18 protein-coding genes and 4 tRNA genes are annotated in these 23398 nt (G+C 69.7%); 9 read left to right on the plus strand and 13 right to left on the minus strand.

Annotated elements, in window-relative coordinates:
- Positions 1 to 151: 151 nt before the first annotated feature.
- Positions 152 to 1315 (plus strand): SLC13 family permease, encoded by a 1164-nt coding sequence (locus CBF90_RS07800; protein WP_088380315.1) that lies wholly within the window; start codon positions 152 to 154, stop codon positions 1313 to 1315.
- Between the two features lie 23 nt (positions 1316 to 1338).
- Here the strand turns inward: CBF90_RS07800 and CBF90_RS07805 are convergent, their stop codons facing one another.
- From CBF90_RS07805 to CBF90_RS07825, 5 genes are all read right to left on the minus strand, one after another.
- Positions 1339 to 1995 (minus strand): DNA alkylation repair protein, encoded by a 657-nt coding sequence (locus tag CBF90_RS07805; protein ID WP_023951276.1) that lies wholly within the window; start codon positions 1993 to 1995, stop codon positions 1339 to 1341.
- Positions 1992 to 2498 (minus strand): glycine cleavage system protein R, encoded by a 507-nt coding sequence (locus CBF90_RS07810; protein WP_023951278.1) that lies wholly within the window; start codon positions 2496 to 2498, stop codon positions 1992 to 1994. Before CBF90_RS07810 ends, CBF90_RS07805 begins: the two co-directional genes overlap by 4 nt.
- A gap of 80 nt (positions 2499 to 2578) precedes the next feature.
- Positions 2579 to 2650: transfer RNA gene (locus tag CBF90_RS07815), tRNA-Val, on the minus strand.
- Positions 2651 to 2677: 27 nt separating this feature from the next.
- Positions 2678 to 2748 (minus strand) — tRNA-Cys (locus CBF90_RS07820).
- A 55-nt stretch (positions 2749 to 2803) separates the two neighbouring features.
- Positions 2804 to 2875: transfer RNA gene (locus tag CBF90_RS07825), tRNA-Gly, on the minus strand.
- 151 nt (positions 2876 to 3026) lie between these two features.
- Here CBF90_RS07825 and CBF90_RS07830 point away from each other — a divergent pair.
- A tRNA-Val gene (locus tag CBF90_RS07830) sits at positions 3027 to 3103 on the plus strand.
- A gap of 149 nt (positions 3104 to 3252) precedes the next feature.
- Here CBF90_RS07830 and CBF90_RS07835 read toward each other — a convergent pair.
- The 4 genes from CBF90_RS07835 to zapE form a co-directional block, all read right to left on the minus strand.
- Positions 3253 to 3987 (minus strand): VIT family protein, encoded by a 735-nt coding sequence (locus CBF90_RS07835; RefSeq protein ID WP_088380316.1) that lies wholly within the window; start codon positions 3985 to 3987, stop codon positions 3253 to 3255.
- 134 nt (positions 3988 to 4121) lie between these two features.
- Complete coding sequence (locus CBF90_RS07840) at positions 4122 to 4685, minus strand: type II toxin-antitoxin system PemK/MazF family toxin (protein WP_197690571.1); 564 nt, start codon at positions 4683 to 4685, stop codon at positions 4122 to 4124.
- Between the two features lie 181 nt (positions 4686 to 4866).
- Positions 4867 to 6135 carry an ammonium transporter gene (locus CBF90_RS07845; protein WP_023951284.1) on the minus strand — a complete coding sequence of 423 codons (1269 nt, stop codon included), beginning with the start codon at positions 6133 to 6135 and terminating at the stop codon, positions 4867 to 4869.
- Positions 6136 to 6300: 165 nt separating this feature from the next.
- Positions 6301 to 7329: a cell division protein ZapE gene (zapE, locus tag CBF90_RS07850; RefSeq protein ID WP_023951286.1), complete on the minus strand. Its 1029-nt coding sequence runs from the start codon at positions 7327 to 7329 to the stop codon at positions 6301 to 6303.
- Positions 7330 to 7362: 33 nt separating this feature from the next.
- On the opposite strand from zapE, the gene CBF90_RS07855 reads away from it, so the two are divergent.
- A complete protein-coding gene (locus CBF90_RS07855; protein ID WP_023951289.1) occupies positions 7363 to 8070 on the plus strand; it encodes a dihydrofolate reductase family protein in 708 nt (235 codons plus the stop codon).
- Here the strand turns inward: CBF90_RS07855 and CBF90_RS07860 are convergent.
- Positions 8024 to 9244: a S9 family peptidase gene (locus CBF90_RS07860; RefSeq protein WP_088380318.1), complete on the minus strand. Its 1221-nt coding sequence runs from the start codon at positions 9242 to 9244 to the stop codon at positions 8024 to 8026. The two genes, CBF90_RS07855 and CBF90_RS07860, sit on opposite strands and share 47 nt — an antisense overlap.
- 25 nt (positions 9245 to 9269) lie before the next feature.
- On the opposite strand from CBF90_RS07860, the gene CBF90_RS07865 reads away from it, so the two are divergent.
- The 4 genes from CBF90_RS07865 (at position 9270) to CBF90_RS07880 (ending at position 14495) form a co-directional block, all read left to right on the plus strand.
- Positions 9270 to 9860, plus strand: a complete 591-nt coding sequence (locus CBF90_RS07865; RefSeq protein WP_023951295.1) for a DUF3000 domain-containing protein — start codon at positions 9270 to 9272, stop codon at positions 9858 to 9860.
- On the plus strand, positions 9853 to 11049 hold the full coding sequence (locus CBF90_RS07870; protein WP_023951297.1) for an HRDC domain-containing protein: 1197 nt from the start codon (positions 9853 to 9855) through the stop codon (positions 11047 to 11049). The genes CBF90_RS07865 and CBF90_RS07870 overlap by 8 nt, the downstream gene beginning before the upstream one ends.
- A 72-nt stretch (positions 11050 to 11121) precedes the next feature.
- Entirely contained in the window at positions 11122 to 12339 is a 1218-nt protein-coding gene (locus CBF90_RS07875; RefSeq protein WP_088380319.1) for a thiolase family protein, read from the plus strand.
- 11 nt (positions 12340 to 12350) lie between these two features.
- On the plus strand, positions 12351 to 14495 hold the full coding sequence (locus CBF90_RS07880; RefSeq protein ID WP_088380320.1) for a 3-hydroxyacyl-CoA dehydrogenase NAD-binding domain-containing protein: 2145 nt from the start codon (positions 12351 to 12353) through the stop codon (positions 14493 to 14495).
- Between the two features lie 60 nt (positions 14496 to 14555).
- Here the strand turns inward: CBF90_RS07880 and pepN are convergent, their stop codons facing one another.
- Positions 14556 to 17060, minus strand: a complete 2505-nt coding sequence (gene pepN / locus CBF90_RS07885; protein WP_088380321.1) for an aminopeptidase N — start codon at positions 17058 to 17060, stop codon at positions 14556 to 14558.
- 64 nt (positions 17061 to 17124) lie between these two features.
- Between pepN and CBF90_RS07890 the strand changes: the two genes are divergently transcribed.
- Entirely contained in the window at positions 17125 to 17802 is a 678-nt protein-coding gene (locus tag CBF90_RS07890; RefSeq protein WP_064956738.1) for a TetR/AcrR family transcriptional regulator, read from the plus strand.
- Entirely contained in the window at positions 17799 to 18401 is a 603-nt protein-coding gene (locus CBF90_RS07895) for a hypothetical protein (protein ID WP_088380322.1), read from the plus strand. The genes CBF90_RS07890 and CBF90_RS07895 overlap by 4 nt, the downstream gene beginning before the upstream one ends.
- Here the strand turns inward: CBF90_RS07895 and dxs are convergent.
- Both dxs and CBF90_RS07905 read right to left on the minus strand, forming a co-directional pair.
- Positions 18383 to 20371 (minus strand): 1-deoxy-D-xylulose-5-phosphate synthase, encoded by a 1989-nt coding sequence (gene dxs / locus CBF90_RS07900; RefSeq protein WP_088380323.1) that lies wholly within the window; start codon positions 20369 to 20371, stop codon positions 18383 to 18385. The genes CBF90_RS07895 and dxs overlap by 19 nt on opposite strands.
- Before the next feature lie 102 nt (positions 20372 to 20473).
- A complete protein-coding gene (locus CBF90_RS07905; protein ID WP_088380324.1) occupies positions 20474 to 23332 on the minus strand; it encodes an aconitate hydratase in 2859 nt (952 codons plus the stop codon).
- Positions 23333 to 23398 lie beyond the last annotated feature (66 nt).

Genomic DNA, 23398 nt, shown 5'->3' on the forward strand with positions numbered 1-23398 from the left:
TCGGACGCTCGCCGCGTCCCGCCCGCTCAGGCCGAGAGCGTTCGGCCGGCGGCGACGAAGCGGGTGAGCACGCGGGCTCCGATCCGGCGACGTTCCATGCGTCGATCCTAGTCGTGGGCGTCGATGGCTTCGGGGCGACGCACGAGGGCGCATGATGGATGCCGTGAAGCTCGCCATCGCCGGAGCCGCACTGCTGCTCGTGGCGGCGGGCGCGGTGGTCGGCGGCATCCTGCCTCCCGACGATCTCGCCGGCATCGCCGAGCGTGTCGCGCCGATCCTCGCCTTCGTCGTGGCCGTCACGATCGTGGCGGAGCTGGCGGCGAAGGCCGGCGTGTTCGACGTCGCTGCGGGGTGGCTCGCCCGCGCCTCACGGGGCCGGACGACGCTGTTGTGGCTCCTCGTCGTGGCGCTGGCCGTCGTTGCGACGGCTTTCCTGTCGCTCGATACGACCGCCGTGCTGCTCACGCCGGTCGTCGTCGCCGTCGCGCGCGCCAACGGGCTGCCGCCGCTCCCCTTCGCCTTCACGACGGTGTGGCTCGCGAACACCGCGTCACTCGTGCTGCCGGTCTCCAACCTGACGAACCTGTTGGCTCTCGGCCGGCTGCCCGAGGGCGGGCCCGTCGCGTTCCTCGCGCTCATGGGGCCTTCGGCGGCCGTCGCGATCGCGGTGACGGTGAGCCTGCTGTTCGCCATCCACCGGCGCTCGCTCGTCGGGCGGTTCGACCCGGCCCCGGTGCCGCGCGTCACCGACCGGATGCAGCTGGCCGTCGCATCCGTCGTCATCGTCGCACTCATGCCGGCCCTCGTCAGCGGGCTGGAGCCGTGGATTCCGGCGACGATCGCCGCGGTTCTGCTCATCGGCCTCTTCGCATGGCGCTCGCCCCGCGGACTGTCGCTTCGGCTCATCCCCTGGCAGTTGCTCGTGTTCGCCGCGGGGCTGTTCACCGCGATGGCTGCGCTCGAGTCGCTCGGGTCGGCGGCGGTGGTCTCGGTGATCGCCGGCGAGGCCGGCGGCCCCTTCGAGCTGTGGCGCATGGCGGGCACCGCCCTGGTCGCGGCGAACACCGTCGACAACCTGCCCGCGTACCTGCTGCTCGAGTCGGCGGCGGGAACCCCGGAGCGTCTGGGCGCGCTGCTCGTCGGCGTCAATGCGGGACCGCTCATCACCCCCTGGGCGTCGCTCGCGACGCTGCTCTGGCACGAGCGGCTGCACGCCGTGGGCGTCGACGTCCCCTGGCGGCGTTTCGTTCTCTGGGGACTCGTCGCCGCGCCCCTCGTCGTCGGGCTGTCGGTCCTCCCGCTCGCTCTTCGCTGAGCCTCCCGCACCGGCGGCACCGGTCAGACGTGCTTGAGCGCCTCGCGCCTGCTCAGGCCGGCCACGCCCCGCTCATCGACGAACCATCGCACCCACGCGGCATCGACGCGCGCCCGATCGCGCAGCGCCCATCCGATCGCCTTGCGGATGAAGAAGTCCGCATCGCCGAGGTTCGGGACGACGACATCCGTGAAGAGCTGCTCGTCGAACTCCGAGCGACGGGTCAGTTGCGACAGGATCGCGATCCTGCGTATCCAGAGGTTCTCGTCCCGAGCCCACGCGCGGACGACGGGCGCCATCTCGTCGGCGTGCTCGATGAGCAGCTCGCGCACGCGCCCGCTGAGCTCGTCGGTGATGTCCCACCACCGCCCGGTGCGCACCATGTGCTCGATGAGCGGCACCGTCGGCAGGGTTCCCGACAGCGGTGGCAGCGCGAGGAGCGCCATCGCCGCATAGCGCTCCTCGCGGTGGCGGGCCTCGTCCCACAGCTGCAGCGAGGCAGCGCGCAGCACCGCGGCATCCTGCTCTCCGGCGCCGAGCGTACGGGTGACCCGGCGCACCTCGGGGAGGCGGATCCCGAGGAACGGTATCGCAGACTTCATGTACGCCTGCTGCGCGGCGGCTCGTTCCGGCTGCGCCGCAGCGCGGAGCGCGGCGCGGATGTCGTCGACGAGGGTCACGTCAGGGTGAGGTCGACCTGGATCTCACCGGCGAGGCGCTCGAGGTCCGCCACGATGTCGGCCGCGTCGAACTCGGCGGGCAGGCGCACGACCAGGGTCGCCTCGAAGAGCGTGCCACCGGCCATCGGAGCGTCGAGGGTACGGGTGGTCAGGGCGTCGATGCTCAGCGCATGAGCGCCGATCGCGTCGCTGACTTCGCGGACGATGCCGGGACGGTCGTTGCCCAGCACCGTGAATCGAAGTACCTGGCCGCTCGCGACGACCGGCGGCAGCGGCTGGTGGGTCGTGATGCGCAGCAGACCGTCCAGCCGCTCGAGGGCGTCGACGAGGCCGGCCTCACGGTCAGCGGGAACGTCCACCAGCACGATGCCCGCGAAGGCCCCGGCCAGCTCCGCGAGTTCGCTGCGCTCCCAGTTGCCGCCGTGCGCGGCGACGGTGTCGGCGAGTGTGCGGACGAGTCCGACCCGATCGTCTCCGACGACCGTGAGCACGAGCTGAGTCATGGCGCCGAGCCTAACCGGCAGCGCTGACCAGCGTCCCGCGAAACGACAAAACCCCCGGTGAGACCGGGGGTTTTACTCGGTGCGCGATACTGGGATCGAACCAGTGACCTCTTCCGTGTCAGGGAAGCGCGCTACCGCTGCGCCAATCGCGCCTATACAGGCTGTTCAGTTATGAGGCGAGGTGGCGACGGGATTCGAACCCGTGTAAACGGCTTTGCAGGCCGGTGCCTAGCCGCTCGGCCACGCCACCGTGTGTGGTTCTGACCCACGTGCCGGATCCCCCTCACGGGAGATCCTCGCACTCGAGCGGATGACGAGATTCGAACTCGCGACCCTCACCTTGGCAAGGTGATGCGCTACCACTGCGCTACATCCGCATTTCGTTCCGGATCGCTCCGGCACTTGTTAAACATTAGCCGACGATCGCACGAGTGCAAAACCGGCGACGCCCCGCGCGTGTCTCGCCTCCGCGTTCGGGAACCGTCGCGGCATCCGGTATGCTCGTGTCTCGGCCCTCACGGGCCAGATGGGCGATTGGCGCAGTTGGTTAGCGCGCTTCCTTCACACGGAAGAGGTCGTGGGTTCGAGTCCCGCATCGCCCACCATCCCCGCCCCGGTCGCCTCGACCGGGGCGCTTTTCGTTGTCGTGTGCTCTGCGCCCGCCGAGCACGCACCGTCGCGACGAGAACGCACCGCGCATGGTGCGCGCTCGCCGCAGCGGTGCGTCCTCGCGGTGCACGAGATCCGCGCCGGGTCAGACGGCGCCGGAGACGCCCAGCAGCGAACCCACCGTGAAGGTCGCGATCAGCGCGAGAGCCCCGCCGGCGACGACGCGCGCAACGGGACGCAACGGCGGACTGTCGCCCAGGCGCGCGCTCAGATACCCGGTGAGAGCGAGAGCGATGAGCACCGCCACGAAGGTGACGGGAACCCGGATGTCGGCGGGCGGCAGGAGGATCGCGAGAAGCGGCAGCAGCGCACCGATGGTGAACGCAAGCGCGCTGGCGCCGGCCGCCGCCCACGGGCTCACGACCTCGTCCTCGGTCAGCCCCAGCTCGGCCTCGAGGTGCGCGGCGACGACATCGTGCTCCGTCAGTTCCTCCGCAACCCGCCGCGCGGTCTCGGGCGAGAGCCCGCGCTGCTCGTAGAGCCCCGCGAGCTCGACGAGCTCAGCCGCGGGGTCTTCGGCGAGCTCGCGGCGCTCCTTGGTGATCATGGCGCGCTGGCTGTCGCTCTGACTGCTGACCGATACGTACTCGCCGAGCGCCATCGAGATCGCGCCGCCCACGAGTCCCGCAACGCCGGCGGCGAAGATCGGCGCCGTCTCCGTCGTCGCCCCCGCGACACCGACGACCAGGGCGGCGGTCGACACGATGCCGTCGTTCGCGCCCAGGACGCCCGCGCGCAGCCAGTTCAGCCGCCCCGACATGGATGACGCGTGGGGCTCGCCCGGGTGCGCCCCCGGTACCTCCGGGAACGATTCGCTCATGTCGCCATGAAACCATCCCCGCCTCGATCACGGCAGGCCCCCACGCACCGAGGACGCACTGCCGCTGCGAGAGCGCATGGTTCCCGGTACGTTCTCGCCGAGAGGGTGCACTCTCGGCGCGGGACTAGCGCAGGTCAGCGGGCGGTGCGCCACCCGTAGCGCTGCGAGAGCGACTGGGCGACCCGAGCGTAGGTGGTGCGATCGAGGGCTCCGGCGGTGCGGCGGATGCCGCTCGCGGGGACGAGGTAGATCTGGTCGACGTCGAGCCACGACGGGCGCCGCTCGCGGTCCCAATCCCCCGTCCCGAGCGGGATGTGGTCGCGCTCGCCGTCGTGCGGCTTGCTCGTGAGCTTCATGGCCCAGCTCTGGCCGCCGTCGGCGCGCGCGAGCACGAGCAGCGGGCGATCCTTGCCGCGCGCGGCATCCTCCGCATACGGAACCCACGCCCAGACGATCTCGCCGGGATCGGGCTGCCCATCGGGCGTCGGCTCGTAGGCGAGCCGCAGGCCGACGGCATCGGGGAGAGCGACCTCGACGACGGATGCCGCGCCGGCGACCCCTCCGCCCGACGCGGACGGCCTGCTCGGGCGAGCCGGTGCGACGGTCGCCGACCGCGGACGCGCTGTGGCCGGCCGACCCGAGCCACCCGCCGTCCGACGCGGTCGCAGCAGATCCCACACACGCGAAAGCACACCCATGCGCCCAAACCTACCCAGCCCGCGAGGCGCGCCCCGCCTCATCCTCCGCCTCACCTGGCAGCTCGCGCCCCTTCACCTCCCGCGAAGCGGCGCCGCCTGCCAACCGAGCGCCCACGAGAAACAGGGCGGGGCACCGCGGAGTGATCCGCGATGCCCCGCCCGAGTCAGAGCCGAGGCCTGATCAGACCTTGGCGTCGGAGAGGGTGTACCCGACCTCGCCGTGCATGACCGTGTCGATGCCGGCGATCTCGTCCTCGTTCTTCACGCGGAAGCCGATCGTCTTCTCGATCGCGAACCCGATGATGAAGGCCAGCACGAAGGAGTAGACGAGAACGGCGAGGGCCGCGATCGCCTGGACGATCAGCTGACTGGCGTCGCCGCCCATGAACAGGCCCGTGCCGTTGGCGAAGAAGCCGAGGTAGAGCGTTCCGATGAGGCCGCCGACGAGGTGGATGCCCACGACGTCGAGCGAGTCGTCGAAGCCGAGCTTGTACTTGAGCTCGATGGCCAGCGCGCAGGCGGCACCGGCGATGAGGCCCAGCACGATCGCCCAGATGGGGTCGACCGAGGCACACGCGGGGGTGATGGCGACGAGACCCGCGACGGCACCCGATGCGGCGCCGACGGAGGTGGGCTTGCCGTCCTTGATCTTCTCGACGAGGAGCCAGGCCAGCAGAGCGGCGGCGGGAGCAGCGATCGTGTTGATGAAGGCGAGCGCGGCGGTGCCGTCGGCGGCGAGCTCGGAGCCCGCGTTGAAGCCGAACCAACCGAACCACAGCAGACCGGCGCCGAGGAGCACGAACGGCGGGTTGTGGGGAACGTGGACGCCCTTCTGGAAGCCGACGCGCTTGCCGAGGACCAGAGCGAGGGCGAGAGCGGCAGCACCGGCGTTGATGTGCACCGCGGTGCCACCGGCGAAGTCGATCGCTCCGACACCGAAGACGTCCTGCAGCCCCTTGGTGATCCAGCCGCCGTATTCGAACGAGCCGTCATCGGCGAGGCCGAAGTTGAAGACCCAGCTCGCGACCGGGAAGTAGACCACCGTCGCCCAGACACCGGCGAACAGCATCCACGCGCCGAACTTGGCACGGTCGGCGATCGCTCCGGAGACGAGCGCGACGGTGAGGATCGCAAAGGTGGCCTGGAAGCACACGAATGCCATGGGCGGGAAGGCGGCGTCGTCGGGGGTTTCGAGCAGGCTGCTCAGACCGATCGCGCTCCAGTCGATCGACCACGGGGCGACGGTTCCCTCAGCGCCGGGGAAGGCGATGGCGTAGCCGAAGAGCACCCAGAGGACGCCGATGAGTCCGAGGGCGCCGAAGCTCATCATCATCATGCTGATGACGCTCTTGGCCTTGACGAGACCGCCGTAGAAGAATGCGAGTCCTGGCGTCATCAGCAGGACGAATGCGGCCGCGATGAGTATGAATGCGGTGTTGCCTTGATCCATCTCGAAGGGAACCTCTCTGCAGGGACGCAGGTGTAGCGTCGGGTCCCCTCAGTGTCGAGGCACCCAGTTTCCCCCGACGGCGCAGTCGTGTTTCCGAACGGTTACGCGAGCGCTCCCCCGGTAAACATCAGGTTTCCTGGCGCCGCGCGAGCCCTGCGCAGGTGCTCAGGAGTGGGTGAGAGCCACGAGGCGCGAGATGGCGCGCAGGTACTTCTTGCGGTATCCGCCGCCGAGCATCTCGTCGCCGAAGACCTCGTCGAGAGGCCGGCCCGTGGCGCGGATCGGGATCTGCGCATCGTAGGCGCGGTCGACGAACGCGACGAAGCGGAGGGCGGCCGACTGATCGGTCAACTGCGTGACGTCGCGCAGACCGATCGTGGAGATGTCATCGACGAGGCGGATGTAACGCGACGGGTGGACGGTCGCGAGGTGCGCGATGACGTCGGCGAAGGGGTCGTCCGAGACCAGACCGGATGCCGCGGCTTCCGCGATCGCCGCCTCGTACTTCTCGGGCGCGAGCGCGACGGCGTGCCCGTCGACGGCACGCTGCCGGTAGTCGGTGCCGTCGATCCGGATGGTCTGGAAGCTCGCCGACATCGCGTGGATCTCGCGCAGGAAGTCCTGAGCGGCGAAACGCCCCTCGCCCAGCGCGTTGGGCGGCGTGTTCGAGGTCGCCGCCAGACGCGTGCCCGATGCGACGAGCTCGCCGAGGAGCCGGGTCATCACCATCGTGTCGCCCGGGTCGTCGAGCTCGAACTCGTCGATGCACAGCAGGTCGGCGCCGCGCAGCAGCTGCACCGTGTTCTGGTACCCGACGGCTCCCACGAGGGCGGTGTACTCGATGAACGAGCCGAAGTACTTCCGGCGTGCCGGCATCGCGTGGTAGATCGCGGCGAGCAGGTGGGTCTTGCCGACGCCGAAGCCGCCGTCGAGGTACACCCCGGGCTTCGTCTCGGGCGCCTTCTTCGCGCGGCGGAACAGTCCCCCGCGGGCGGCCGGCGCCCCACCGCCGGCGAAGGTCTCGAGGAGGTCTTTCGCCTCCTGCTGCGACGGGTACTGCGGGTCGGCCCGGTACGAATCGAACGTCGCCTCGTCGAACTGCGGCGGCGGCACCAGGGCGGCGAGCATCTCGGTGCCGCTCACCTCGGGACGGCGGTCGCTGAGGCGCAGGATTCCGGCGGATGTGCTCGTCACGGATCAACCCTAACCGCGTGAAAGGATGACGCCGTGCGTGTGACCGAGATGCTTCCGGAAACCGGCGAGAGCGCCGATTCCACGACGGATGCCGGACGGGTGTGGCTCGCAGGGCGCTACCGGCGAGCGCCCGGCGGATACGTCCGCGTGAACATGGTCACTACCCTGACCGGGTCAGCCTCCGGCGGCGACGGGACGAGCGAGACGATCACGAGCCCGACCGATCGCAGCATCCTCGGCATCATCCGCCGGGACGCCGACGTCGTCGTCGTGGGCGCGGAGACCGTCCGCGCGGAGGGCTATGTCGTTCCGCGTACGGCGGCCCTCGCCATCGTCTCGCGGTCGGGGCGTCTCGACGGCCACCGCCTGACCGACGCCGAGGCGGGGCGGGTCGTCCTGGTCGTTCCCGACGGCGCCCGTCCCGAAGCGCCCGCCGGCGTCACCGTTGTCACCGCCGGCAGCGGGCCCGACCTGTCCCCCGCCGACGTGCTCGCCGTCCTGTCGGCCCGCGGGTGGGAGCGCGTGGTCTGCGAGGGCGGACCGACCCTTGCTGCGCAGTTCATCGCCGCGGGCGTGGCCGACGAGATCTGCCTCACGGTCGCGCCGCGCATCGGACCGGTCCGGCATCCCGTCCTGCCGGTTGCGGACGAGGTGCCGACCGCCGTCGCGGGTGCGCTGATGGATGCCGCGGGCTTCAGCTATCTGCGGCTGAGCGTCGGCGCTCGAGCCAGTCGCGGATGACCGAGGTCCAACGCTCCGGATCGTAGTTCCACAGCTTCGTGTGCCGGGCCGTCCGGAACACCTCCAGCTCGACCAGATCGGGACGCGCCTCTGCCAGCTGATACGACGCGTCAGCCGGGACGAAGCCGTCGTCGTCGCTGTGCAGGATGAGAGTCGGATGCCGAAGCTCGGCCGCACGGGCGACCACATCGAGCCGGTCGAACGGGATCGGGGTGTTCAACCCGACGACCCGCGACCCCCACGCGCTGTCGAGCGCGCGCACGGCGGTGCTCGCGACGGGGGCGGGGATGCGCAGCAGGTGCGCCTGGTAGTCGAGCACGATGCGCCAGTCGATCGCCGGCGACTCGAGCAAGACTCCGGCGATGATGTCGCGATGGGCCGAGTTCAGGGCGACCTGGAGGGCGATCGCGCCGCCCATCGACCACCCCATGAGGAAGATGCGGCGCGCGCCGCGGCGGCGGGCCGCTCCGATCGCGGCATCCACATCGCGCCATTCGGTCGCACCGAGCATGTACGTGCCCGATCGGCTGCGCGGCGCCTCGCCGTCGTTGCGGTACGACACCAGCAGGGACGACACACCGGCGGCGTGGAACACCGGCACCGCACGCAGCGTCTCGGCCCGTGTCGTGCCGCGCCCGTGAATCTGGATGACCCACGTGTCGCTCGGCTCCCCCGCCGCGTCCGCGGCCGGGAAGAACCAGGCGGGGCAGGGTCCGAGCGGAGACCCGACGAGCTCGGAGTGGTAGGGCAGGTGCAGCTCCGCCGGATCGGAGTAGTACCACCCGCTGAATGCCGCGGCGGCTGACAGCCGGTCGTCCGTTCCGATCTGCGTGAGCAGCTTGCGCTTGACCGACGTCTCGTCGAGCGCCAGCACGGCACCGACCTTCACATACGAGGCGGTGCCCGTCGTGAACAGTCCGTACCGCCCCGGCAGCTCGGTGTCGGGAGTGCGCGAGAGGGTGAGCGTCTGCGCGGCGACGTCGACCGCGAGCAGCTGCGTGTCGGGCACCCGCCCGGCGGGCGTCACGACCTTACGGGCTACGCGCATCGAAACGGTGCCGAGCGCCGCCAACGAGATCCCGAGGGCTCCGGCCAATGCCGCGATCGTCGTCTTCGCCGCGGTGGCTGCTGCGGGAGATGCGCCCGCAGCCCCGGCGCGCCTGGAACCCATCATCGAGGCCTCACTCTAGTCTGTCGACGTGGCCGATTCCCGTCCTCCCGCCGACGCGACGGCATTCGTCGTCGCACGCGAGGCGGTGCTGGCGATGACCTTCCGCGACGACCTCGTGGTCCGCGAGATCCCTGCCCCGACCGGCCTCGCGCCCGACGCCCTCGCGCTTGCGGGCGATGTGCGACCCGAGGATCACGCCGTCGACTCCCCCTACGGCACCGGCCGCATCGTTGTCCTCCACGACGACGACGAGCCGGATGCCTGGGGCGGGGCGTGGCGCATCGTCGCATTCGCCCAGGCGCCGCTCGAGCCCGAGATCGGCGTCGATCCGCTTCTCGCCGAGGTCGCCTGGTCGTGGCTCATCGACGCGCTCGATCATCGCGGCGCCTCGTTTCACTCCATCTCGGGGACCGCGACGAAGACGCTCTCGCGCGGTTTCGGAAGTCTCGCCGACGAGGGCGACGGTGCGCAGATCGAACTGCGCGCTTCGTGGACCCCCGTCGGCGACATCACCGCCCACATCGACGCCTGGGCGGAACTGACCTGCATGCTGGCCGGCCTTCCTCCGGGGTCGGAGGGCGTCGCCGTCTTCGGAGCACGCCGGGGGAACCGTGGCTGAATACACCGTCATCGCCGATGACGCCGGACTCGAACGCGCCGCGCAGCTGCTCGCGGCCGGCGACGGACCCGTCGCCGTAGACGTCGAGCGAGCGTCGGGCTTCCGCTACTCGCAACGGGCCTATCTCATCCAGGTCTTCCGCCGCGGAGCCGGCGTGCACCTATTCGATCCCCCGGCGATCACGACCTTCGCCCCTCTCCAGTCCGCCATCGGCGACGTCGAGTGGGTGCTGCATGCCGCGAGCCAGGACCTGCCTTCGCTCCGCGAGGCCGGGCTCGACCCGACGTCGATCTTCGACACCGAGCTCGCCGCACGCCTGCTCGGGCACGCCCGCGTCGGGCTCGGCGCCGTCGTCGAGGACACCCTGGGCATCGTCCTCGCCAAGGCGCACTCGGCGGCCGATTGGTCGACGCGCCCGCTGCCGCAGTCGTGGCTCGAGTATGCAGCCCTCGACGTGGAGCACCTCATCGACGTGCGCGATGCGCTCGCAGGCGAGCTTGAGGCGCAGGGCAAGGTCGAGTTCGCCGCACAGGAGTTCCAAGCCGTGCTCGACCGGCCGGTCAAGCCGCCGCGCGAAGACCCCTGGCGCCGGCTCAGCGGCCTGCACACGATTCGGGGCCGCCGCGCGCTCGCGGTGGCGCGAGCACTGTGGACCGCGCGCGAGGAGTACGCCCGCGAGCAGGACATCGCCCCCGGTCGGCTCGTCCCCGACCGCGCGCTCGTCGCGGCGCTCGCCGCCGACCCCAAGACGAAGCAGGACCTGGCGAAGGTCAAGGACTTCACCGGCCGCGCGAGCCGCTCGCAGCTCGACCGCTGGTGGGCGGCCTTCGAGGCCGGCCGGGCCGAGCAGTCGCTGCCGCCGGACCGGCTGCCGGGCGACGGCCTGCCGCCCGTGCGGGCCTGGGTCGACCGCAACCCTCCCGCCGACGCCCGCCTGAAGGCTGCCAAGCCGCTCGTCGAGCAGCGCGCGGAGGAGTTGTCGATGCCGACGGAGAACCTGCTCACTCCTGAGCTGCTGCGCCGCGTGGCATGGGCACCGCCCGCGGAGATCTCGGCCGAGACGGTCGGGACGGCACTCGCGGAGCTCGGCGCGCGGCCGTGGCAGATTGAGCAGACTGCACAGCTGATCGCTCAAGCCTTTGTGGATTCCGTGAACGGGGATGCCGCACCTTCCTCGGCCGGTTCGTAGGTTCGACCCAACCGATTTTCCCGGCCTCCGCGGCTCTCTAGGCTGGGGAAGATCCCATCTTCTGGAGGCAAAGTGGCCGAGATCTCGGACGTCTACTTCATCGACGGCATGCGCACCCCGTTCGGGCGCGCCGGCGAGAAGGGCATGTACTGGAACACCCGAGCGGACGACCTCGTCGTCAAAGCGATCCGGGGCGTGATCGAACGCAACCCCGATGTGCCGATCGACCGGATCGATGACGTGGCGATCGCCGCGACGACCCAGCAGGGCGACCAGGGCCTGACCCTCGGCCGCACCGCAGCGATCCTCGCCGGCCTCCCGCAGAGCGTGCCGGGCTTCGCGATCGACCGCATGTGCGCGGGTGCGATGACGAGCGTCACCACGATGGCCGGCTCGATCGGCATCGGCATGTACGACCTCGCCCTCGCGGGCGGCGTCGAGCACATGGGTCGACACCCCCTCGGCGGCGGCGACACCGATCCCAACCCGCGCTTCCTCACCGAGAAGCTCGTCAGCGCAGACGCCCTAAACATGGGTATCACCGCCGAGCGGCTGCACGACCGCTTCCCGGTCCTCACGAAGGAGCGCGCCGACCGGTTCGGCATGCGCAGCCAGCACAAGGCTCAGGCCGCGTACGAGGCGGGCAAGCTGCAGCCTGATCTCGTTCGCGTCGCGGTGAAGTCCGCGGACGGCGCCTGGGGCCTCGCGACCGAGGACGAGGGCCGCCGGCCCGAGACCACGATGGAGGGCCTCGCTCAGCTGAAGACGCCCTTCCGCCCGCACGGGCGCGTCACCGCGGGCACGTCCTCACCTCTCACCGACGGCGCGACCATCAGCCTCCTCGCCGGCTCGCGCGCGGTGAAGGAGCTCGGCCTCACTCCGAAGATGCGGATGGTCTCGTTCGGCTTCGCCGGCGTCCAGCCCGAGGTGATGGGCATCGGCCCCATCCCCTCGACCGAGAAGGCGCTCGCCAAGGCCGGCCTGACGATCGACGACATCGGCCTGTTCGAGCTCAACGAGGCGTTCGCGGTGCAGGTGCTGTCGCTTCTCGACCACTTCGGCATCGACGACGACGATCCGCGCGTGAACCCGTGGGGCGGCGCCATCGCGGTCGGTCACCCCCTGGCGGCATCCGGTGTGCGTCTGATGATCCAGCTCGCCGCTCAGTTCGCCGAGCGTCCGGACGTCCGCTACGGACTGACGGCCATGTGCGTCGGCCTCGGCCAGGGCGGTTCCGTGATCTGGGAGAACCCGCACTACACCGGCAAGAAGAAGACCGCGAAGAAGTGAGGCGCGCCGACATGACCTACGACGACATCGACTTCTCCCCCCTCGACGCCCTGACCGGCGACGAGGTCATCACCCACTCGCTCGTGCGTGATGTCCGGCTCCCCTCGGGCCGCACGCTCGCGCTCATCACCCTCGACAACGGCCGCGACCACACCCGACCGAACACGCTCGGTCCGGCGACGCTCGCCGAGCTGGGCGGCGTCCTCGATACGCTCGCCGCGCGTGCAGCAGCGGGCGAGATCGATGCCGTCGGCATCACCGGCAAGCAGTACATCCTGGCCGCGGGAGCCGACCTCTCCGATGTCTCACGGTTGCCCTCGAAGGAGATCGCGAAGCTCGTCGCGCAGCGCGGGCACCAGGTGCTCGGGCGCCTGTCGCAGCTGGGTGTTCCCTCCTTCGCTTTCGTGAACGGCCTCGCCCTCGGCGGCGGTCTCGAGATCGCGCTGAACAGCACCTACCGGACCGTGGATGCCTCCGCGGCGGCCATCGCCCTGCCCGAGGTCTTCCTCGGTCTCATCCCGGGCTGGGGCGGCGCCTACCTGCTGCCGAACCTCATCGGCATCGAGAACGCGCTCGAAGTGGTCATCAGCAATCCGCTCAAGCAGAACCGCGTGCTCAAGCCTCAGCAGGCGTTCGACCTGGGCATCATGGACGCGATCTTCCCCGCGGTGAGCTACCTCGAGGACTCCCTCGCCTGGGCTGACCGCGTACTGTCGGGTGCCGTCTCGGTCACGCGCAAGAACGAGCCCGGCAAGCTCGAGCGCCTGACGAAGTGGCCGATCGCCGTCAAGGTCGCTCGCGGGATGCTCGAGTCCAAGATCGGCACCGTGCCCAAGGCGCCCTACCTGGCGCTCGAGCTGCTCGAGAAGGCCCGTAGCGGATCGCGCGAAGAAGGCTTCGCCCGCGAGGACGACGCTCTCGCCGAGCTCATCTCGGGCGACCAGTTCGCCGCGTCGATGTACGCCTTCGACCTCGTGCAGAAGCGCGCGAAGCGGCCCGTCGGCGCTCCCGACAAGTCGCTGGCGAAGAAGGTGACGAAGGTCGGCGTCATCGGTGCGGGCCTCATGGCCAGCCAGTTCGCGCTGCTCTTCGTCCGCAGGCTCCAGGTGCCCGTGCTCATCACCGACCTCGATCAGGCGCGCGTCGACAAGGGGCTCGCCTACATCCGCGAGGAGATCGGCAAGCTCGAGGCGAAGGGCCGCATCGATTCCGACACGGCGGGCAAGCTCCGCTCGCTCGTCCACGGCACCGTCGACAAGAGCGAGTACGCCGACTGCGACTTCGTCATCGAGGCGGTGTTCGAAGAGGTCGGCGTCAAGCAGCAGGTCTTCGGCGAGATCGAGAAGATCATCGCCGACGACGCGATCCTCGCGACGAACACCTCGTCACTGTCGGTGGCGGAGATCGGCGCGAAGCTCGCTCACCCCGAGCGTCTGGTCGGTTTCCACTTCTTCAACCCCGTCGCGGTCATGCCGCTGATCGAGGTCGTGAAGACGCCGCAGACGACGGATGCTGCCCTGTCGACCGCCTTCGTGGTCGCGAAGGGGCTCGGAAAGAACGCCGTCCTGACGGCCGACGCGCCCGGCTTCGTCGTGAACCGACTGCTGGCGAAGGTCATGGGCGAGGCGGCGCGCGCCGTCTACGAGGGCACGCCGGTCGCCGATGTCGAGAAGGCATTCTCGCCGCTCGGGCTGCCGATGGGGCCCTTCCAGCTCATCGACCTCGTCGGCTGGAAGGTCGCCGCACACGTGCAGGACACGATGACCTCGGCGTTCCCCGACCGCTTCTACGCTAACGAGAACTTCCATCAGCTCGCGGAGCTCTCCGAGGTCGTCGAGAAGGACAAGGGAGGGCGCGTCACCGGATTCACCAAGGCCGCGGAGAAGATCGCGAAGAAGGCGACGGGTTCGTCGCCGGTCGCGGCCGAGACGATCCTTCAGCGCGTGCAGGACGGCCTGGCACAGGAGATCAAGCTCATGCTCGACGAAGGCGTCGTCCCGGAGGTGCAGGACATCGACCTGTGCCTCATCCTGGGCGCCGGCTGGCCGTTCATCGATGGCGGGGCCTCGCCCTACCTCGATCGGGAGGGCGCGTCGGAGCGGGCGTTCGGCGACACGTTCCACCACCCGCCCATTCGCGGGATCGCGAATCGCTGACACCTCGCGCCGCATCACGACGAGGACCCCGTGGCACGAAGCCGCGGGGTCCTCGTCGTGTCACGCCGGCAAGCCGCCCTGCGCGCTCTGCACGCGAAGGTCTCGCTCGAGGATGTCGCGCTGCTCGATCACGATGCGCCGCAACGAGGCCGGCGCTTCGGGATGCGAGTCGAGCCACGCCGTCGCTTCCGTGAGGTCATCCGCCGCGGGGAACAGCCCGCGCACGAGGCGCCGCGCGATCTCGATGCTGCGGGTCGCCCAGACCCGTTCGATGCGCGAGAAGTAGTCCGCGTCGAAGGCCGCGATGAGATCGCGTCGCCCTCCGGCGCGGACACCCGCGATCGTGGCGTCGAGCTCGTCGTTCGACAGGGTCTCGTCCGTCCAGGCCTCGACCCAGGCGGCCTCGCGCACCGCCGCCTCCGGCAGTGCCGCGCGGGCAGCGCGGTGGGCTCGTCTCCCCTTCGCGGTGTCGTCTCGCATCAGCTCGGCGTCGATCTCGGCGGGGCTGGCCTCGCCCGTCGCGGCGAGCGCGAAGAGCCAGCTCCACCGCAGGTCGGCATCGAGAACGAGACCGTCGGGGAGTCGCCCCGCGCCGGCGAGCAGCTGGCGCAGCGACGCCGCACGCCCCGCATCCACCGCGGCGGAGGCCCCTAGGGCACGTGCCCACACCAGTTGCGCATCACTGCCGGGGCGGGCTTCGTGCAGGGACTGCCAGACGGTTTCCAGCCAGCGCGCGGCGAGCGTCTCCCGCTGCGCGGGCGCTACGTAGTGGGCGATCGCGTAGTCGGCATGAGCGACCGCGTCGCCGAGCAGACCGATGTGGGTGTCGGCTGCAGCGTGCACTCTGACGATCTCGAGGTAGCGCGCGACGTCGAGACGACCGTCGCGCACCGCGTTCCAGAGCGCAGCCCATGCGACCGACCGAGCGAGGGGGTCGCCGATCGTCGACAGCGATCGCTCGAGCGCGGCCGTCGTCTCTTCGTCGAGGCGGACCTTCGCATAGGTTCGGTCGTCGTCGTTCGGGATGATCAGGCTTCGGGTATCCCCGGGCAGCGGCGTCCGAGCGTCGACGAGATCGAGGTCGACTCCATCCTCGCGCCGCAGCGCCCCCTCCGTCTCCACGTAGCGTCCCATCGTCACGCGATGGGGTCGTGGATCTGTCTGGACGACGGTGACGCCGTCCGGCTCATCGCGTTCGACCGACAGACCCGACATCCCGGTGGTCTCGAGCCAAGCGCGGCTCCACGCGCGCAGATCGCGTCCGGAGGTGTGCTCGAGCGCGTCCAGCAGATCAGCGAGCGTGGTGTTCCCGTAGGCGTTGGCGGCGAAGTACTGACGCGCACCGGCGAAGAACGCCTCCTCCCCCACGTACGCGACGAGCTGCTTGAGCACGGACGCTCCCTTGGCGTACGTGATCCCGTCGAAGTTGAGCTTGGCGGCCTGCAGGTCGGGGATGTCGGCCACGATCGGATGCGTCGTCGGCAGCTGGTCCTGCTCGTACGCCCAGCCTTTGCGCCTGCTCGCGAAGCTCACCCAGGCATCCGGATAGAGCCCGGTCGCGACCGACGCGTGCGAACCCATGAAGTCGGCGAAGGATTCCTTCAGCCACAGGTCGTCCCACCAGCGCATGGTCACGAGGTCGCCGAACCACATGTGCGCCATCTCGTGGAGGATCGTGTTGGCGCGCGCCTCGCGCTGCGCCGACGTCGCCGCCCCGCGGAAGACGTAGGCCTCGGTGAAAGTGACGAGCCCCGGGTTCTCCATCGCGCCGAGGTTGTACTCGGGAACGAAGATCTGGTCGTACTTGCCCCACGGGTAACCGAGCCCGAACGCCTCCCCGAAGTATGCGAGCCCGCGGCGAGTGATGTCGATGACTTCCTCAGCGTCGAGGTGAGGCGCAAGCGAGGCGCGGCAGAGCACGCCCAGCTCGACGGGCCCATCCCGCCCGTCCCACACGGCGTCGACGCGGTGGTACGGCCCCGCGGCGACGGCGGTGATGTAGCTGGAGATCGGGAGGGTCTCGGCGAAGGCGACCTCGACGCCGCCGTCGATGTCGCGGCGGACGGCCTCCGCACCGTTGGACAGCACCCGCCACCCCCGCGGCGCCGCGACCCGCATCCGCCAGCGCGCCTTCAGATCGGGCTGCTCGAAGCACGGGTAGACACGCCTGGCGTCGGCCGGTTCGTACTGCGTGTACAGGTAGACGCCACCGTCGACCGGGTCGACGAAACGGTGCAGGCCCTCGCCCGAGCGACTGTAGAGGCCGCGTGCCTCGATCGAGACCGTGTTCCGTTCGGCGAGGCGGTCGATGCGGATGCGGGCGCCGTCCCAGTCCACGGGCCGGCTCTCTCCGTTCACGGTGACCGCGTCGACGCTCGCACCGAGGAAGTCGACCCAGGTCTCTCCCCCGACGGTCGCATCGAACGAGAGGACCGCGCGGGTGCCGAAGGTCGTCTCGTCGGCCCGCGGCGCGTCGCGGACATCGAGGAGAACATCGACGGTGTGGAGCCGGATCTCGGCTGCACGCCGCTGAGCATCGGAACGGGAGAGGTTGTCACCGGTCATCCCTCCATGCTTTCACGCGAGCGTGGGCCGGACGGCCTGAGAAGTCGCGCTGTAGAGTCTGAACATGTTCAGCACACCGTCGCCGACCGGATCGAAACGAGACCGCACGCGTGCCCTGATCGTCGAGACCGCGCTCCGTTCGTTCCGCGAGCGTGGCTACGACGCGACCACCATCCGTCATATCGCCTCGGAGGCCGGCGTCTCGGTCGGCACGACGAACTACCACTTCGCGTCGAAGAACGAGCTCGTGCAGGAGTTCTACCTCCAGGTGCAGCAGGCGCACCGAGCCGCCGCCCTCCCCCGACTCGCGTCCGAGCGTGACCTCACGACCCGACTCGCGATCGTCTTCCACACGGGCCTCGATCAGTTGACGCCGACTCATGGCCATGCGCCCGAGTTCCTGACGGCCGCGGTGTCCCCCCGCTCGTCGATCAACCCGCTGTCGCCCGAGTCGGATGCCTCGCTCACGATCGTGGAGGAACTGTTCCGCACCGCCGTCGACGGCGCCGACCACAAGCTCCCGAAGGACATCGCCGAGGCGCTGCCCGGGGCGCTCGTTCTCGCGCATCTGCTGCTTGCGATGTACTGGGTCTACGACCAGTCCGACGACCAGGCGAAGACGCGGCGCTTGCTCGACAGGGGCTTGGCGCTTCTCGCGATGGCGCTCCCGCTCGTCCGCCTCCCGATGCTGCGACGGCCGCTGCGGGAGCTCCTCGACCTCATCGCGGAGACACGATCGTGACGGGCACCGACCCCGAACCGCCGCTCGCGTCCCGTCGAGACTCGCCGCGCACGGATGCCGAACCTCTCGCGTTCACCCGCGCCGAGTTCCTGAAGGGCGCCGCCCGCGCGTGGGGCGCGACGACGCTGCTGCTCATCGTCTCGTGGGCGGTGCTGACGGGCGGCTTCAGCTTGGTCGTGGGCACCGTGATGATCGTGATCGCCTCCGTCCCCGCCGTTGTGATCGGTTCGCCCGGCGCATACGCGCTCGGCCGCTTCCTGCGACGTTCGCCGCGTATCGGCGTACACCTGATCGCTTTCGCGGCGTACGGCGCGTTGGCCGGCGTCGTCACCACGGCGGGCGCCCTCTTCACGTTCATGGGCGGATCGGCCGACGGCTGGGCGGGATCGATCGCTTTCCTCGTCAACGTGCCTCTCAGCGCGATGGGGCTGGCAGGAGCATGGTTCATCACCGCGCGGCGAGCACTGCGCCTCGACTCCGAGGGATTCGGCGACGGTGTGCCGGCGTCGGATGGGGATGCCGCGACCGAGGACGCTCTCGACGAGCGCTACCGCATCATCGACCCCGATCGGAGACGACGTCAGCGGCCTCGAGACTGACGCTCGCCGTCCGCGGCCTCCGCACGGTCCGGTGCGTCAGCGGCATCCGGCCAGTCCGACTCCGCGTCCGCGCTGGGGCGAGCGATCGGGATGCGGGTGCCGAGGACCTGCGCGACGACGTCGTGCGCGATCTTCGCGGCCGTGAGGCCCGCGTCTTCGAGGATCTCGTCGCGCTCCGCGTGGTCGATGAAGTCGTCGGGCAGCCCCAGCTCGTCGACGGCGGTGTCGATGCCGGCCTCGCGCAGCACCTGGCGGATGCGGGTGCCGATGCCGCCGACACGGATCCCGTCCTCGATCGTGATGACGAGCCGGTGTTCGGCGGCGAGGTCGACGACCGAGCGCGCGACCGGCACCACCCAGCGCGGATCGATGACGGTCGCGCCGATTCCCTGTGCCCGCAGGCGCTCGGCGACATCGACGCCGAGACGCGCCATCGGACCGATACCGACGATGAGCACGTCGTCGGACTCGCCCCGCACCAGCACGTCGGTCCCGTCGTCCAGACGCTCCACGGCCGGCAGCTCGTCACCGACCGAGCCCTTCGGGTAGCGGACGACCGTGGGGGCGTCTTCGATCTGGACCGCTTCGCGGAACACCTCGCGCAGACGCTCGGCGTCGCGGGGCGCGGCGATGCGGACGCCGGGCACGAGCTGGAGCATCGCGAGGTCCCAGATACCGTGGTGACTGGGACCGTCGGGCCCGGTGACGCCGGCCCGGTCGAGCACGAATGTCACGCCGGCACGGTGCAGCGCGACATCCATCATCATCTGGTCGAACGCGCGGTTCATGAACGTGGCATAGATCGCGACGACCGGATGCAGGCCGCCGAAGGCGAGGCCGGCGGATGCCGCGACGGCGTGCTGCTCCGCGATGCCGACGTCGAGGACGCGATCGGGGAACCGTTGCGCGAACGGCAGAAGTCCGGTCGGACGCAGCATCGCGGCGGTGATCGCCACGACATCAGAGCGGCGTTCCCCCGCCGACACGAGCTCTTCGGCGAACACGTCGGTCCAGCTGATCGTGCTGCCCGAGGAGACCGGCCGGCCCGTCGCGGGGTCGATCTTGCCCACCGCGTGGAACTGATCGGCCTCATCGAGGCGCGCGGGCGCGTAGCCGCGGCCCTTCTCGGTGATCGCGTGCACGATGACCGGCGCGCCGTACGACTTCGCGAGCCGCAGCGTCTCGATCATGGCCTCGAGATCGTGCCCATCGACGGGCCCGAGGTACTTGATGTCCAGGTTCGAGTACAGCGCCTCGTTGTTCACGAAGCGGGACAGGAACCCGTGAGTACCCCCGCGGAGTCCGCGGTAGACGGCCCGCGCCGCCGGCCCGAGGCGGCCGAACAGCGACGCCGAACCCTCGTGGAGCGACCGGTACCCCTCGGTCGTGCGCACCTTGTTCAGGAAGCGCGCCATCCCGCCGATCGTGGGAGCGTACGAGCGACCGTTGTCGTTGACGACGATCACCAGGTTGCGATCGTTGTCGTCGGAGATGTTGTTGAGCGCCTCCCACGTCATGCCGCCGGTCAGCGACCCGTCGCCCACGACTGCGACGACGTGCCGGTCGGTGCGACCGGTGCGGGCGAAGGCTCGCGAGATGCCGTCCGCCCAGCTGAGCGAGCTCGACGCGTGCGACGACTCGACGACGTCGTGCTCGCTCTCACTGCGCTGCGGGTACCCCGCCAGGCCGCCGCGTGAGCGCAGCCGCGAGAAGTCCTGCCGCCCGGTCACGAGCTTATGGACGTAGGACTGGTGTCCGGTGTCGAACACCACCGGATCGTTGGGAGAGTCGAAGACCCGGTGGATCGCGAGCGTGAGCTCGACGACGCCGAGGTTGGGGCCGAGGTGCCCGCCGCTGCGCGCGACGTTCTCGACGAGGAACGAGCGGATCTCGCTCGCGAGAGCCTCGAGCTGCGGAAGCGAGAGGGCGTCCAGATCGCGCGGGTGCGAGATCGAGGAGAGCAGTGACATCGCGCTCCTCCTTCCATCGGTGCCGGTAAGTCTAACGAGCAGGATGCACGAGAGGCCGGAGCTGGACGCTCCGGCCTCTCGTGGACTATGCGGCTGGTTGGCTCAGACGAGCGAGCGCAGCACGTACTGCAGGATGCCGCCGTTGCGGTAGTAGTCCGCCTCACCGGGGGTGTCGATGCGCACGACCGCGTCGAACTCGACCGTCTCCTTGCCCTCGGGCGAGAACTCGCTCGGCTCGGCGACGACCTTGACGGTCTTGGGGGTGACGCCCTCGTTCAGCTGCTCGAGACCCGTGATCGAGATGATCTCGGTGCCGTCGAGTCCGAGCGACTTCCAGCTCTCGCCAGCGGGGAACTGCAGCGGCACGACGCCCATACCGATCAGGTTCGAGCGGTGGATGCGCTCGAAGCTCTCCGTGATGACGGCCTTCACGCCGAGCAGGTTCGTGCCCTTCGCGGCCCAGTCACGCGACGATCCCGAGCCGTACTCCTTGCCGCCGAAGATGACGAGCGGCGTGCCCTGCGCCTGGTAGTTCTGGCTCGCGTCGTAGATGAACGACTGCGGGCCGCCCTCCTGGGTGAAGTCACGCGTGTAGCCGCCCTCGACGACCTTGCCGTCGTTGACCGCCGCCGTGAGCTCGTTCTTCAGGCGGATGTTGGCGAAGGTTCCGCGGATCATGACCTCGTGGTTGCCTCGACGCGAGCCGTAGGAGTTGAAGTCCTTCTGCGCGACACCGTGCTCGGTGAGGTACTGCGCGGCGGGGGTGCCGGCCTTGATGTTTCCGGCCGGGCTGATGTGGTCGGTCGTGACCGAGTCGCCCAACGTCGCCATGACGCGCGCACCGGTGATGTCGCTGACCGGGGTCAGCTCCATCTGCATGCCGTCGAAGTACGGCGCCTTACGGACGTAGGTCGAGTCCTCGTCCCACTCGAACACCGGACCGGTCGGCGTGGGCAGGTTCTTCCAGCGCTCGTCACCGTCGAACACGGTGGCGTACTGCTTGATGAACTGCTCGCGCGAGATCGACGAGTCGATGATCTCCTGGACCTCGTCCGGGGCGGGCCAGATGTCCTTCAGGAAGACGTCGTTGCCGTCGGAGTCCTTGCCGAGCGGGTCGGTCTCGAAGTCGAAGTTCATCGACCCGGCCAGGGCGTACGCGACGACCAGGGGCGGCGAGGCGAGGTAGTTCATCTTGACGTCGGGGCTGATGCGGCCCTCGAAGTTGCGGTTGCCCGAGAGCACTGCCGTGACCGCAAGGTCGTTGTCGTTGATCGCGGCCGAGACCTCTTCGATCAGCGGGCCCGAGTTTCCGATGCAGATCGTGCAGCCGTATCCGACGGTGTAGAAGCCAAGGCTCTCGAGGTCCTTGTCGAGGCCCGACTTCTCGTAGTAGTCGGTGACGACCTTCGAGCCCGGTCCCAGCGTCGTCTTGACCCACGGCTTGCGCGTGAGACCGCGCTCCGAGGCCTTGCGCGCCAGCAGACCCGCCGCGATCATGACCGACGGGTTCGAGGTGTTGGTGCAAGAGGTGATCGCCGCGAGGGTGACGGCGCCGTTGTCGAGCATGTAGCTCTCGCCCGACGGCTGCGTGACCTTGACGGGGTTGGACGCCGCGTGCGGCGCGCCGCTGGACAGCAGGCCCGCGTGGGCGTGGTCGTGCTGGTGCGAGACGGTGTCGTCGGAGAGCGTCTCGTGCTCGACACCGGGAGCGGTGCCCGGGTCGGACGCCGGGAAGGTGCCCTCGACCTCGACGGGCTCGTCGGCTGCGGCCGCGTAGTTGAGGATGTCCTTCGCGAACTGCTCCTTCGACTCCGACAGGAGGATGCGGTCCTGCGGACGCTTCGGGCCGGCGATCGAGGGGACGACCGTCGAGAGGTCGAGCTCCATGTACTCGCTGTAGCTCGGCTCGTTCGCGGGGTCGTGCCAGAGCGACTGCTCCTTCGCGTACGCCTCGACGAGCGCGACGGTCTGCTCGTCGCGGCCGGTCAGACGCAGGTAGTCGAGCGTGACGTCGTCGATGGGGAACATCGCAGCGGTCGAGCCGAACTCCGGGCTCATGTTGCCGATCGTGGCGCGGTTGGCGAGCGGGACGGACCCGACGCCGGCGCCGTAGAACTCGACGAACTTGCCGACCACGCCGTGCTTGCGCAACATGTCGGTGATCGTCAGCACGACGTCGGTCGCGGTGACGCCCGCGGGGATCTCGCCGGTGAGCTTGAAACCGACGACGCGCGGGATGAGCATCGACACGGGCTGACCGAGCATCGCGGCCTCGGCCTCGATGCCGCCGACGCCCCAGCCCAGGACGCCGAGGCCGTTGACCATCGTGGTGTGGGAGTCGGTGCCGACGCAGGTGTCGGGGTATGCGCGGAGCACGCCGTCGACGTTGCGGTCGTAGATGACCTTCGCGAGGTGCTCGATGTTCACCTGGTGGACGATGCCGGTGCCCGGGGGGACGACCTTGAAGTCGTCGAATGCACCCTGACCCCAACGGAGGAACTGGTAACGCTCGCCGTTGCGCTCGTACTCGATCTCGACGTTGCGCTCGAGGGCGTTCTCGCTGCCGAACAGGTCGGCGATGACCGAGTGGTCGATGACCATCTCGGCGGGCGAGAGCGGGTTGATGCGGTTCGGGTCACCGCCGAGCGCGGTCACCGCCTCGCGCATGGTGGCGAGGTCGACGATGCAGGGCACGCCCGTGAAGTCCTGCATCACGACGCGGGCGGGCGTGAACTGGATCTCGGTGTCGGGCTCCGCCGATGCGTCCCACGAGCCCAACGCACGGATCTGCTCCTGCGTCACGTTCGCGCCGTCCTCGGTGCGCAGGAGGTTCTCGAGCAGCACCTTAAGGCTGAAGGGAAGACGGTCGTAACCCTCGACCGTGGCGATCCGGAAGATCTCGTAGTCGGTACTGCCGACCGTCAGGGTGCTCTTGGCTCCGAAGCTGTCAACAGTGGACACGTCTGCTCTCCTTCATCGGCGGGCCGCGCGCTCGCGCGCACTGTCCCATCATCCCCTCGCCGCACT

The sequence above is a fragment of the Microbacterium sp. AISO3 genome, assembly GCF_002204305.1.
GTDB classification, from domain to species: domain Bacteria; phylum Actinomycetota; class Actinomycetes; order Actinomycetales; family Microbacteriaceae; genus Microbacterium; species Microbacterium arborescens.